This window comes from Streptococcus sp. SG2, from assembly GCF_030439925.1.
GTDB classification, from domain to species: Bacteria; Bacillota; Bacilli; order Lactobacillales; family Streptococcaceae; genus Streptococcus; species Streptococcus gordonii.
Genome location: NZ_JAQFJD010000004.1, coordinates 22,677 through 35,360, shown reverse-complemented (window position 1 = coordinate 35,360; position 12,684 = coordinate 22,677). Strand labels below are relative to the sequence as shown.

General features: G+C 39.6%; 16 protein-coding genes and 1 riboswitch. Of the genes, 2 read left to right on the top strand and 14 right to left on the bottom strand.

The annotated features are described in order from the left end of the window. Positions 1–21: 21 nt before the first annotated feature. The 4 genes from PCY09_RS08480 to PCY09_RS08465 form a co-directional block, all read right to left on the bottom strand. Positions 22–330, bottom strand: a complete 309-nt coding sequence (locus PCY09_RS08480) for an MGMT family protein (RefSeq protein ID WP_125397277.1) — start codon at positions 328–330, stop codon at positions 22–24. A 95-nt stretch (positions 331–425) separates the two neighbouring features. Beyond that, positions 426–1,076 (bottom strand): phosphatase PAP2 family protein, encoded by a 651-nt coding sequence (locus PCY09_RS08475; RefSeq protein WP_125397278.1) that lies wholly within the window; start codon positions 1,074–1,076, stop codon positions 426–428. Continuing rightward, positions 1,066–1,623: an ECF transporter S component gene (locus PCY09_RS08470; protein ID WP_111724026.1), complete on the bottom strand. Its 558-nt coding sequence runs from the start codon at positions 1,621–1,623 to the stop codon at positions 1,066–1,068. Before PCY09_RS08470 ends, PCY09_RS08475 begins: the two co-directional genes overlap by 11 nt. A 131-nt stretch (positions 1,624–1,754) precedes the next feature. Then, positions 1,755–1,905: riboswitch (FMN riboswitch) on the bottom strand. A 55-nt stretch (positions 1,906–1,960) separates the two neighbouring features. Further along, positions 1,961–2,467, bottom strand: a complete 507-nt coding sequence (locus PCY09_RS08465) for a tRNA (cytidine(34)-2'-O)-methyltransferase (protein WP_061598626.1) — start codon at positions 2,465–2,467, stop codon at positions 1,961–1,963. A 360-nt stretch (positions 2,468–2,827) separates the two neighbouring features. Between PCY09_RS08465 and trkA the strand changes: the two genes are divergently transcribed. Together trkA and PCY09_RS08455 are read left to right on the top strand one after the other, a co-directional pair. Further along, positions 2,828–4,177 (top strand): Trk system potassium transporter TrkA, encoded by a 1,350-nt coding sequence (trkA, locus tag PCY09_RS08460; RefSeq protein ID WP_061603089.1) that lies wholly within the window; start codon positions 2,828–2,830, stop codon positions 4,175–4,177. Between the two features lie 4 nt (positions 4,178–4,181). Further along, on the top strand, positions 4,182–5,624 hold the full coding sequence (locus tag PCY09_RS08455) for a TrkH family potassium uptake protein (protein ID WP_125397279.1): 1,443 nt from the start codon (positions 4,182–4,184) through the stop codon (positions 5,622–5,624). Positions 5,625–5,941: 317 nt separating this feature from the next. Here the strand turns inward: PCY09_RS08455 and PCY09_RS08450 are convergent, their stop codons facing one another. The 10 genes from PCY09_RS08450 to racE form a co-directional block, all read right to left on the bottom strand. After that, entirely contained in the window at positions 5,942–6,718 is a 777-nt protein-coding gene (locus PCY09_RS08450) for a hypothetical protein (RefSeq protein ID WP_301556708.1), read from the bottom strand. Positions 6,719–6,901: 183 nt separating this feature from the next. Continuing rightward, entirely contained in the window at positions 6,902–7,156 is a 255-nt protein-coding gene (gene yidD / locus PCY09_RS08445; RefSeq protein ID WP_008809589.1) for a membrane protein insertion efficiency factor YidD, read from the bottom strand. Further along, on the bottom strand, positions 7,153–7,881 hold the full coding sequence (locus tag PCY09_RS08440) for a pseudouridine synthase (protein WP_045773079.1): 729 nt from the start codon (positions 7,879–7,881) through the stop codon (positions 7,153–7,155). The genes yidD and PCY09_RS08440 overlap by 4 nt, the downstream gene beginning before the upstream one ends. A gap of 35 nt (positions 7,882–7,916) precedes the next feature. Next, complete coding sequence (scpB, locus tag PCY09_RS08435) at positions 7,917–8,483, bottom strand: SMC-Scp complex subunit ScpB (protein WP_008809591.1); 567 nt, start codon at positions 8,481–8,483, stop codon at positions 7,917–7,919. Between the two features lie 2 nt (positions 8,484–8,485). Further along, positions 8,486–9,187 (bottom strand): segregation/condensation protein A, encoded by a 702-nt coding sequence (locus PCY09_RS08430; RefSeq protein ID WP_045773078.1) that lies wholly within the window; start codon positions 9,185–9,187, stop codon positions 8,486–8,488. Then, a complete protein-coding gene (gene xerD / locus PCY09_RS08425) occupies positions 9,187–9,915 on the bottom strand; it encodes a site-specific tyrosine recombinase XerD (RefSeq protein ID WP_070492888.1) in 729 nt (242 codons plus the stop codon). The genes PCY09_RS08430 and xerD overlap by 1 nt, the downstream gene beginning before the upstream one ends. Continuing rightward, on the bottom strand, positions 9,912–10,373 hold the full coding sequence (gene cbpB / locus PCY09_RS08420) for a cyclic-di-AMP-binding protein CbpB (RefSeq protein WP_125369975.1): 462 nt from the start codon (positions 10,371–10,373) through the stop codon (positions 9,912–9,914). Before cbpB ends, xerD begins: the two co-directional genes overlap by 4 nt. Then, the gene (locus PCY09_RS08415; RefSeq protein ID WP_070492884.1) at positions 10,370–10,891 is read right to left on the bottom strand and encodes a metallophosphoesterase; all 522 of its coding nucleotides are present in this window, start codon (positions 10,889–10,891) and stop codon (positions 10,370–10,372) included. The genes cbpB and PCY09_RS08415 overlap by 4 nt, the downstream gene beginning before the upstream one ends. After that, on the bottom strand, positions 10,867–11,844 hold the full coding sequence (locus tag PCY09_RS08410) for a nucleoside-triphosphate diphosphatase (protein ID WP_070492882.1): 978 nt from the start codon (positions 11,842–11,844) through the stop codon (positions 10,867–10,869). Before PCY09_RS08410 ends, PCY09_RS08415 begins: the two co-directional genes overlap by 25 nt. Next, complete coding sequence (gene racE / locus PCY09_RS08405; RefSeq protein ID WP_061593589.1) at positions 11,841–12,635, bottom strand: glutamate racemase; 795 nt, start codon at positions 12,633–12,635, stop codon at positions 11,841–11,843. The genes PCY09_RS08410 and racE overlap by 4 nt, the downstream gene beginning before the upstream one ends. Positions 12,636–12,684 lie beyond the last annotated feature (49 nt).

Below are 12,684 nucleotides of genomic sequence, written 5' to 3'. Positions count from 1 at the left end.
TTTCACAAGGAAAGAAGGAAATCACCGCTCCCACAAATAGACTTTCAAATCCACACAGCCATTAGCCTTCAGGTCCACTCCCTCCGCCCAGAGCAAGTGTCTCTGGTCTTCCCAGCCAGGTGCGAGGCGCCCTGCTGCATTGACTACCCGATGGCAAGGATGCTTGCTTCCATAAGGTTCCGACTGACTGATAATCTTCCCCACCAAACGGGCATTTTTTGGCCGACCAATTAAACGAGCAATCTGACCATAGGTCACCACGCGCCCAGAGGGAATACTATCTACTAATGCTAAAACAGCATCAACGAGTTCTTGATCTAAAAGAGACATTCTGACCTCCTCATCTTGTTTGCTCCTATCTTAAAGAAAGAGATTTTCTTTGTCAAGACAAAAAGGCCAGCTTAGCTGGCCTTTCTAATCTAGACTTATTTCTGCTTCCCTTTGAAACGCCATTGAAAGCGTAATTTATCATAAAAGGGAAATTCGATATTGAGAATGGCAAAGCCCATCAAGGCTCCTCCGATTACATCTGTCGGATAGTGCACGCCCAGATAGACTCTGGAGGCCATAACAGTGAAAATATAGAGTAAGAGCAAAGCTTGTACCAAGCGCTTAATATGCTGGTTCTGAACCCGTTGCTGAACAATGATAATCAAGGTCCCAAGCACAATGGCTGTCGCCATAGAATGTCCGCTCGGGAAAGAATAACCTCCTTCTTCAACCAGATGTGTGATAGAAGGCCTGCTTCTTTGGTAAACAAATTTGATCAACTTGATTAAAATTCCATGTAAGACCAGATTTCCTGCTAGTAAAGCAGCTTCTAATTTCCATTTTTTATACAGGAAAAATAGGACAAGGGCAGAAACCCAAATGATAATCCCCAATGGATCAATCACACTGGTTACAAGTTTAAAAAAAGTTGTCAAAGCTGTAGGTAAATCGCCCCGCAACCAGGTCTGAATGGGGTTATCAAAATGAGTCAGCTGGTCAGGATAAAACTTGACCATATAACCGAGTATAACGAAAAGTAAAAGGGCAAAAGTGCCCTTTGTTAGATAAGATTGTTTATTTTTCATAGCGTTTTAGAACAGGCTGTAAAAGTGTGTAAATTAGCCAAAAGACAACAGCCCAGATCACTCCTTCTAATAGATTAAAAGGGACAATCATAGTCAGCAGATACTTGGACATACCATATGTTTTATTAATATCAAAATTAGCAAATCTCGCAAAGAGAGGAATTGCATAAATGACATTTAAAACGATCATAGTGACAGTTAGACCAAGTGTTGCTACCAGAGAAGCCTTCACATAGTCAGACAAGTTTTTCCTTTTTTTCCATAAGAGTGCAAAAGCAGAAACAAAAACAGTTACCGCCAATATATTCATGGGGAGACCGATAAGAGTGCCTATACCATGATTATTCAAAGCTAGCTTTAAGGCCGAGCGAATCAAGAGTACTGCCATTGAGCTTTTGAAATCCAAGACCACCAAAGCCAGTAAAATCGGAATAATTGAAAAATCCAACTTTAAAAACTCGGTTATCAAAGGAATCTCATAAAGCATGAGTAGAAATGAAAGTGCAGATAAAACTGCTACAATCGCCAATTTACGAGTATTTGTCATCACAGGTTCCTCCAATTTATAAAAATTAGAGAAGCTGGAAAGGCTACCGAAAAAAGCTTGTCAGCTAATGATTATTTAGTATAAGGCTCAGCCCTTAAATAAAGATTAAATGGCAAAATAAATCCAATGCCCTTCGTCTTCTCCCATCCAGACTATACTGTCGGTTGTGGAATTTCACCACATCAGCTTGCGCTCGCGGACTTGATTTGGCATTGAGGAAAAAACATTTCCAGTCCAAAAATTACCGCCGGTCGGGAATTACACCCTGCCCTGAAGACTCTTTTATGATACCAAAAAGAACCTGCAATAGCAAGTTCCTTGTTTGATGTAATACAAATTATTTCAGCTTATCCGCTTCATATTCATGTACCAGTTCAAGGCCAGCAAAATTCTGCTGACGCAGGGCCTCGTAAACAATCATACAAACTGTATTTGAAACATTAAGGCTTCTGACATGCTGATCGTTCATTGGAATACGTAGAGCTTTTTCTGGGTGCTGACGCATGAATTCTTCCGGCAGGCCTTTGTCCTCACGACCAAACATAAAATAATGTTTGCCCTCCTTGGAAAAATCCTCTTCAGAATAGACCTTTTCAGCAAACTTTGAAACCAAGTAGAGCTGGCCATCCATTTTTTCCATAAAGTCTTCCAGACTCTCATAATAACTAATATCCAGCTTATCCCAATAATCTAGACCAGCCCGCTTCATCTTTCGGTCATCAATAGGGAAGCCCATAGGCTTTATAATATGTAAGGGAGCATTTGTTGCTGCACAAGTCCGAGCTATATTCCCAGTATTTTGTGGAATTTGAGGTTCAAATAGTACAATGTGATTTTCTAACATCTTTCTCTTTTCCTAGTCGTCATTCGTATAAAAAAATAGCCACACTGCCCGGAGTCAAGCTCAGCAAACAGCGTGGTTAAAGCTTCATTAACTTACATCACAACAGGTTTGAGGTAAATCAATGATAGCACTTTTCTAGTATATCATTTTCCTTTGACATGTCAACTTAAAGAGCTTGAAAATGAACGATTTTTTTATTTTTTTCAAATTATACAAAAAGAGAGCTTTAATTTCTCGAACAAATGGAGGAAGAACTGGAAAAAATCCTCTCTTATTCCAGGCAAAACCACTACATTGAAGCAAAGAGATGAAATTTTTTGCAAAATAGAGTATGATAGATACATATCTCGGAGGTATAAGATGAAGATTATTCTTGTTGGTGGTGGTAAAGTCGGAAGCGCCCTTTGCCGCTCGCTTGTTGCTGAGAATCATGATGTGGTTCTTATCGAGCAGGATGAGGCTGTTCTCAACCACTTGACCAAACGTTACGATATTATGGGTATTCTAGGAAATGGAGCCAATTTTAAAGTTTTAGAGCAAGCAAATATTGAATCTTGCGATATTTTTATCTCTATGACTGAACAAGACGAAGTCAACATGGTTTCCGCAGTTTTAGCAAAGAAAATGGGAGCTAAAGAAACTGTTGTCCGCGTCCGCAATCCTGAGTATTCTAATCCTTTCTTTAAGGAAAAAAATATTCTTGGCTTCTCTTTAGTTGTCAATCCTGAACAATTGGCTGCACGCTCCATTGCCAATATTATTGACTTCCCTAATGCCCTATCTTTTGAGCATTTTGCCAATGGACGGGTTGCTCTGATGGAATTCAAGGTAAAGGAAAATAGTCCCTTGTGTCAGACAACTATTTCTGACTTTCGAAAACAATATGGAAATGTCATTATCTGTGCTATTGAACGGAATAATGAACTGACTATTCCTGATGGAGATGTCAGCATCCAGGCAAACGATAAGATATTCATGACCGGAAATCGCTCAGAAATTATGGCTTTCCACCATTACATCCGCCCACGCGTTATCAAGAGCCTGCTGATTATCGGGGCAGGTAAGATCGCCTACTATCTTTTAAACATTCTGAAAGATAGTAAAATTGATCTTAAAGTCTTAGAAATTAATCGTCAAAGAGCTGAATGGTTCAGTCAGGAATTTCCTGATATTTACGTTGTTCATGGTGACGGTACTGCCAAAGATATTCTTTTAGAAGAAAGTGCGCCAAATTATGATGCTGTTGCTACTCTTACAGGTGTCGATGAAGAAAATATTATTGCGTCTATGTTCCTAAACAGCATCGGTGTTCAAAAAAATATTACAAAAATCAATCGAACGAGTCTACTAGAAATCATTGATAGTCAAGATTTTGCTAGTATTGTTACACCAAAAGGAATTGCTGTAGATACCATTATGCACTTTATCCGCGGTCGCTACAATGCACAATTTTCTAGTTTAGAGGCCTTGCACCATGTTGCAAACGGTCGCATTGAAACTCTGCAATTCCAGATTAAAGAAGAGAATAAGATGACAAATCGACCTTTGTCTCAGCTGAAACTGAAAAAAGGAGTTCTTTTGGCAGCTATCATTCGTCAAGGAAAAGCCATTTTCCCAACTGGTGACGATCAAATTAAGGCTGGAGACAAAATTCTTGTCACAACCTTATTGCAAAACATCACCAAAATTTATGACTTGTTAGAGGAGTAATCAGATGAATAAATCCATGATTCGTTATCTCCTCTCTAAGTTGTTACTGATTGAAGCCTGCCTGCTTTTAGTGCCAGTCGTCATCGCTATTATCTATCAGGAGCCAGCTAAAGTATTTCTATCTTTAGGCTGTACAATCGGTATTTTACTAATTTTAGGTGGAGTTGGTATTTTCTTTAAACCCAAAGACGCTCACATCTACGCTAAGGAAGGCGTCTTGATTGTTGCTCTCTGTTGGATTCTTTGGTCCTTCTTTGGGGCTCTACCTTTTGTCTTTTCTGGACAAATTCCAAATATTATTGATGCTTTCTTTGAAGTTAGCTCAGGATTTACCACAACTGGTGCCACTATTCTCAACGATGTTGGTGTCCTCTCCCACTCTCTACTTTTCTGGCGTAGTTTTACCCACTTAATTGGTGGTATGGGAGTGTTGGTCTTTGCCTTAGCTATTATGGATAATGCCAAGAACGGTCACTTGGAAGTCATGAAGGCTGAAGTGCCAGGTCCTGTCTTTGGCAAGGTCGTCTCCAAACTTAAAGACACTGCCCAGATTCTCTACATCATCTACTTGGCCCTTTTTGCTATTTTCACTTTTCTTTATTTCCTAGCAGGAATGCCTTTATTTGACAGTTTCATTATTGGTATGGGAACAGCTGGTACAGGTGGATTCACCGTTTATAATGACGGTATTGCCCACTATAACAGTCCACTGATTACCTATCTTGTTAGTTTTGGAGTCTTGACTTTTGGGGTCAACTTTAACCTTTACTATTTCTTCCTGATCAGAAAATTCAAAGCTTTCTTTGCTGATGAAGAGCTAAAAGGTTACTTGACAATCGTTGGGGTTTCTACTCTCCTCATCACCTTCAATATCCTCCATATTTTCCATGGGAATATTGCTGACAGCTTGGAAATGTCATTCTTCCAAGTCTCCAACACCATCACTACAACAGGTTTTGGTTTTGGAAACACTGTTGATTGGCCTCTCTTTTCACAGTTTATCATCTTACTTTTAATGTGCATCGGAGGCTCAGCAGGTTCTACCGCCGGAGGATTTAAAGTCATTCGTTGTATGATTTTGGCGAGGATTGCAAAAAATCAGATTCTATCAACCCTTTCTCCAAACCGGGTATTGACCTTACATGTCAACGGAAATGTACTAGATAAAGATACCCAGCACAAGGTCTTAAAGTACATGGTTGTCTATATGATGATTATTGCGGCACTTATTTTTATTGTGAGCTTTGATAATAATAACTTTATGACCGTTGTCAGTGGAGTACTAAGCTGTTTTAATAACATCGGGCCGATGATTGGAACAACTGAGAGCTTTTCTATTTTCAGTCCCCTTTCTAAATTTCTCTTGTCCTTGGCTATGATTGCTGGACGCCTGGAAATCTATCCAATGCTCCTGCTCTTCCTACCCAAAACTTGGTCTAGAAGATAGGACTCATTCAGGGAATACCGGTCTATCAAAAAAGTCTTACTAAATAATGTTAGCTCTCTCATTCCTGTAGTGGATCAATAACTATAGGCCTGAGAGAGCTTTTTAATTACAAAGAATAGGCCTGGTAAAACTATAATAAAAATAAACAAATTCTCCATCATCAAAAAGTTACCTATAGGATCTAGACGAAGCTCCTACTCAAGAAAGGTTTCCCAACTTAGTCTATAAAAAACAGAGAGGCTGGTGCCCTATGCCCAGCCTCTCTGTGTGACTTGTTTTTTTGCATTATGAAGTGTCTTTGCTTTAACTCTTCCCTCTTATTCATCTCCTTCAATCTCTTCCCTTTGATCCTCATAAAATATTACTTTCCCATCTTTGACTTTAAAGGAATAGTTTAGAGACGTATCCGATTCACTCTTATAACTGTAATATGTTAATCTATAGTTTCCATCAGGAATGTCTTTGACATCAATCTTTTTAGCTGCGTCTTTTAAATCTTGCTCCTTGATGGATGCTACATCATCTAAAAATATGGTCATTTCGACCAACTCTTGATCAATCAAGGTTTGAAAAGGGATTTGATAGTGGCCTGCAAAATCTTTTTTCCCTTCCTTGATGTTCTGGGAGACAAGGGCATTTAGCATTTCCTCTTTACTATCACCATACACATTGGATTGAATGCTAAAAAATTTAATAGGAAGGCCGATAGACTGCTTCATTAATTTGTTTTCAATTTTTTCCTCTATTTTTTTAACAGATTTCTGTTCTACAAACACATACTCATAATATGGAAGGGAGGGACTATTTGACCCTCCATCATGATAACTTGTATTTTGTTCCAAAGTCACCGTCTGGCCATCATAGGTTTTTTCAGAGTAGGTATAATTCACATTATAAGTAGGAATTTCTAAAGGGGTCCAATCCAAATGATTGATAGTGACTTTTCCATGAAGGCCAACCTTCTCACATTCTCTAGTAACTATTTCTTTGGCTCTTCGATAATCGCTAGGCATCATAATCTTGCAACTGGTCAAAAGTACAGCTGATACCAGTAAAGCAAGCAAAAGTATAGGACAATCTATTTTATTTTTCATCTTATTTCCTCCAATAAGATACGATTTAGGAGATAAAAATTGATAACAATAAAAAATATATAGTCTATATTGATGTTTTGAAGTTCTATGAAAACAAACCTATTTCTTATTCCTTTTTCTCCATTATTTAAAGGAAGGTCAGAATAGAGAGCCTTTCGATTAGAGATAAAGAACTATACGTATCTAGTGAGACTGTTTTCTTGTATCGTTTCTTTTCAGGCTAAAATGGTCTGGTACGGGATCTTCTCCCGGCTGAGACCAAGGATGGCAACGAAAAATCCGCGCCAAGCCCATCAGGACACCTTTGGCACCATGCTTCTGGATAGCCTCAATCATATAATTAGAGCAGGTGGGTCGAAAACGACAGGAGGGTGGAAAAGCAGGTGAGATAAAACGTTGGTAAAATCGAACAGGAGCGATTAGAAGCTTTTTAATCATTTTCCAGCCTTTGTGATAGCCAAATTATGAAGCTGGCTAATCTCTTTTTTATTAAGTCGTCTGGATTCACCCGGCCGAAGTCCCGTCAGATCCAAATGTCCGAAGCGCGTCCGAGACAGCTTATCTACCTCTAAGCCGACCGCTTGGAACATCTTTTTCACTTGATGATTCCGACCCTCATGGATGGTCAGCTGAACAACAGACCGATTTTTGACAGGATCGACTTTTATGATTTCATAAACTGCCGGTTTGGTCTTTTTACCATCAATCTCTACACCACGTGTCAATGGGCGAAGATTTTCTTTGTTGGCGATTCCTTTTACACGAGCGACATAAACCTTGTCGATCTCATTACGTGGATGAATCATCTCATCTGTAAAATCGCCATCATTAGTCAGGATAAGAAGTCCAGAAGTATCCCAGTCTAGACGACCAACTGGGTAAATCCGTTCTTTGACTTGAGGCAACAAGTCTACCACCGTTTTACGTCCCTTGTCATCTGTCACACTAGAAATGACTCCACGAGGCTTATTTAACAGGTAGTATACCTTTTCCTCATTATAGATAGGCTGTCCTTCTACTTCAACTTTGTCACCTGTTTTAACCAAGGTAGCCAGTTCACGAACCACCTGGCCATTGATTGTCACAAGACCTTGCTTAATCAGCTCTTCTGCTTTCCGGCGACTAGCCACTCCCGCATGGGCAATATATTTATTAATTCTCATCTTTTATCCTTTCACAAGATACACGGTCTAGCTATTTATTCTAACTCTGATTCGGTCGCTTGACCAAATAATTGGCTTTCTTCTGCTACCAATTCTGTATCTGTCACGACCGGTAATTCGTCCAAATGGTTGATTCCCATGTAATCTAAGAAATAATCTGTTGTCACATAAAGGTTAGGACGACCAAGGACCTCCTTTTTACCATCTTCTCGAACCAGCTCAAATGCTAATAACTTAGCAAGCGCCCCGCTAGAATTAACCCCGCGGATATCATCAATCTCTACTCGAGTGATTGGTTGTTTATAAGCAATAATTGACAGAGTTTCTAAAGCAGCGCGTGACAGACTCTGATTGATCGGCGATTTAGAATAAGCTCGCAAAAGTTCTGCAAAAGCTTGTTTGGTAACTAATTTATAAGTATTCGACGTTTCAAGTAAAGCCAGGCTACAATCAGCATCAGCTTCGTACTTAGCTGCCAATTTTTCTAAACTTTGGCTAACTCCTGTAGGAGGAATGGACAAGATTTCAGCAATCTGCCGAACTTTCAAGCCGTCTTCCCCTGCCACAAAAAGAAGCGCTTCTATTTCTGATAACTTACTCATGTTTACTTCCTAATTAGATAGATACTTCCAAAATTTTCTTCTTGGAGCAATTGAATCTCCTGTACTTTCACTAATTCCAAGGTTGCTAAAAAGAGTGTGATGACCTCGTTCATGTCCTTGGTCTCAGTAAATAACTCCTGTAAGGCCAACTTTTTTTGACTCTTACAGCGTTCCAGGACCACATCCATCATGTCTTCAATCTTATATTCATCTTTGACAATGGTAGTATGACTATGACGAAATTCTTCTCTTTTTTTAGCTAATAAGCCAGAAAAGGCCAAAAACAAATCAATGGCTGAGCGGTCATGCACCAACTCAGCATCTTCATAGACTAATTCAATCTTAGGCTTAGAATAATATAGAGCCCGCTCTTCGTGCTGCTCCGCCATTTTCTCACCAAGAAGTTTAAATTTACGATACTCCTCGATTTGACTCAACAGGTCATGTTCTAAATCTTCCTCTAAGTCAGCATCATCCACTACTTTAGGTAGAAGTTTGCGACTTTTAATAAGCATAAGCTGACTAGCCATGACCATATATTCCCCAGCCACCTCCAGACGCATGGCCTGCAAGGTCGCAACATAGGCTAAATATTGTTCAATAACCTCTGTAATTGGAACATCATAAATATCCATCTGGTACTTGGAAACTAAATGGAGTAGCAAATCCAGGGGTCCCTCAAAATCTTTAATTTTTATATCCATTATCTATATTTTTCTAATGTGGTAATACTTTTCAACCCTAGGTCACGAGCAATATCATGTAGGCTTCGCTTATCTTTCAATTGACGCAAAATATATTGTTCTCTCAAACTCTGAGCAGACAAACCTGCCTGCCCTTTTTCTGATAAAAAAGCCTCCAGCTGACGAAAAGCCCACTGTCTCGAATAAGGTTTTCCTTTCTTTTCAAATAAATAGGTGCCTGAAACCATCCTACTTAATTCTTCTGTCAGTTTGGAAGAAAGTTGGACAATCCTCTTTTGCCCTGCTTTCTCGACACTTAAAATCTGAAAATCAAACTGGATATCCGTGATTTTTATAGACAAAATTTCACTCGGCAAAAGACCATTTTCTAAAATTAGAAGGGCAATTAAACGCCCCTGAGGAACTTGACTCTCCTGCCAAAAAGCTGATAAATCAAGAAGCGAACCTTGTGAAGAGCTTTCTTTCTGATCCTTGGGAATACTTAATTTGTAGTAATGTTCTATATATTTCTGATTATAGAGAAAATACAAAAATTGGTTAACTGCTGATAATTTCCGTTTTTGAACAGAAAGCTTTAAAGACTGCAAAGAAGATTGATAGAGTCGCAGACTGGTATCATTTATTGTTCCAACTTGCTCAAGAAACTGTTCTAAATCGTAGGTATAAGCAAGCCTGGAATTTTTAGATAACTGTTTTGGCTGTATAAACTGTTCGATTGCTTCTTTCATTTAGCTTTCATCTCATATCGGCTTGAAAAATCATGCAAAAGGGCATTAACTGCTTTGAGAATCGACTTTCTCGTAATAATTCCATGAAAATGCTGATCATCTCCTACCACAGGCAAGAAGGACTCATCTATCAATTTATGCAAAACTTCAGAAATTGTGTAATTCACTCCTACAGTTAAACCATCTTTCCTAGTCATGTGAACGATATCCATCGCCATAAATTCTTCTTCTGGAAGATCATGCTGCATCCGATAAGCCATGATATCCGTCAGAGAAATGGTTCCGACAAATTTCTTTTCAGCCGTCACAACCGGAATCCGCGAATAGGTCATCTGACTCAACAACAAAATAGCGTGATCGACATTGTGACTGTCTACCAATACTGCTAAATTTTCAGCAGGTGTCAGAAAAGCACCTTCTTGTTTCACAAGATAATCTTCAAATGCCTGGGCTATCATCTAGCAAACTCCTTTGACAAACTTGGGTATAGTTGATGCTGACGAGTGAAATAATCCACTCTGAAATGATCTTCTTCAATTTCAACCTTAGCATAAAGACGCTCCGTAATCAAACCACGGGGTTGACTGATAGACCCTGGATTTAAAAAGAGAGTCTTCCCTTCCATCCAAGCATCCGGAATATGTAGGTGCCCATAGAGACAAATATCCGCATTTTCTTCTTGGGCCCACAAATCTAGCTTTTGAAAAGAAAAGTTGATTTGGAATAAATGACCGTGAGCCTGAGCTATACGAGTCCCATTCAAGTCCGTCACTAGTCGATCCGGATAGCCATCATAAAAGTCCATATTGCCAGCAACAACGTGAATCCCCTCCCAAACAGGATCATCGCTTGGCAATTCAGAGTCACCATTGTGGAAAATGCCGTCTACCTTACCTAAGTAATAATTTTTTATCTCCTCGACAATTGAGCGATCACCATGAGAGTCACTCATTACAATGATTGTTTGCTTTGCCATGCTGGAAATACCTCCATTAACTTTTTCACCGCCTGAGCGCGATGAGATTGCTCATTCTTCTCTTCTACTGTTAGCTCAGCTGAAGTTTTACCAGTTTCACCGACCAAAAAGAGAGGATCATAACCAAAGCCATTTTCTCCTTTTGGTTCAAAATTGATATAACCAGGCCAGTCAGCCTCGACTACTAAACTTTCTTTTTCAGGACTGGCCACGACCAGTGTTGTATGAAAATGAGCTGCACGATCCTTTAACTCAAAGACCATAGCCAACTCATGCAAAAGCTTGATATTATTCTCCGCATCAGTTGCACCTACTCCAGCAAAGCGAGCGGACCAGACTCCAGGAAGTCCCCCAAGAATATCAACTTGTAAACCCGAATCATCAGCTAAAACCATTTTACCGGTTAGCTGGCTGATGGTTTCCGCCTTAAGCCGAGCATTCTCTTCAAAGGTCATTCCTGTTTCAGCCACTTCTGGCAAGTCGGGGTAGTCATTGAGATTCTCAACCTTGTAGCCCAATTTCCCAAATAACTTTCGAAACTCTTTCGTTTTGCCTTCATTTCGAGTAGCAATTAAAAGAGTATCCTTGACTTCTTTAGCTCCCAAAAAATCAGTCAATGAAACTCCACCTTGAGGTATATAGACATACAAAAGTTGACCCGACTCCACTACAAGTAAAGCCCCCTGACGCTGGATCAGTTCTAACTTTCTTTTAGCCTCTTCATTGATAAGGTTTACTAAAAAGACCAATAAGCGATATGCGGAATGGTAACGTAAAATCGCCACCTCAATTGGGAAAGTGCGTCCATCCTTATTCAGAGCCACTTGCAAATCTTCTAAAATTTTGCCAGCCTCAGCTGATACCTGCGAAAAATTGCTAAAAGATTCCGTTTCGCTCCACTTAGTGATATACCAGTCTTGGTCATCCTTATATTCGTATATTTTTTCACTCATAAATCTATATGCTCCACGCTTACCTTATGTCCTAGCCAATGTTCAGCAATCTCAGCAAAACTCTTAGCACTAGCTGTTGTATAAAAACGATGCTGCAAAGTCTGTTCTTCTCGACTACGATTAATTTCAAAGTAGTTTAAAAGAACAGAGATATCCCTTACACACTCTGCCCCACTGTCAATCAGTTTAACATCCGGTCCCATCACATTTTGAATAATAGATCTCAGGAGAGGATAATGTGTACATCCCAGAACAAGCGTGTCAACCTTTCCTGCTAACGGAAGCAAGGTCTCATAGACAACTTTTTTTGTAACACTGGATGTTAGCTCATTTGACTCAACTAGAGGAACAAACTTCGGACAAGCCAAGCTACTAACCTCCATCTCAGGTGACAAAGCTTCAATTTTCTTGCGATAGATATCTGAAGTGACTGTCATTGGTGTCCCAATCACTCCAATCTTTCCTGAATGAGTTGACTTAATCGCTGCAGAAGCCCCAGGTAAAATCACTCCTAAAACTGGGATATCCAGTTTTTCTTTAATTTCTTCCCAGACAACAGCTGTCGCAGTATTGCAAGCAATAACAATCATTTTTACATCTTTAGTCAAAAGAAAATTGACCAGTTGCCAGGTATAGTCTCTGATTTGCTCAGCCGGCCTAGGTCCATAAGGAGCACGAGCAGAATCCCCGATATAAATGACTTCTTCGTGGGGAAGCTGTCGCATCAATTCACGTACAACCGTCAAACCGCCCACTCCGGAATCTAGAAAACCAATCGGTCGATTATCCATAAAATCTTCTTTCTAAATAAGGGATTGGGCCTACAGCCCAAATCCCCTT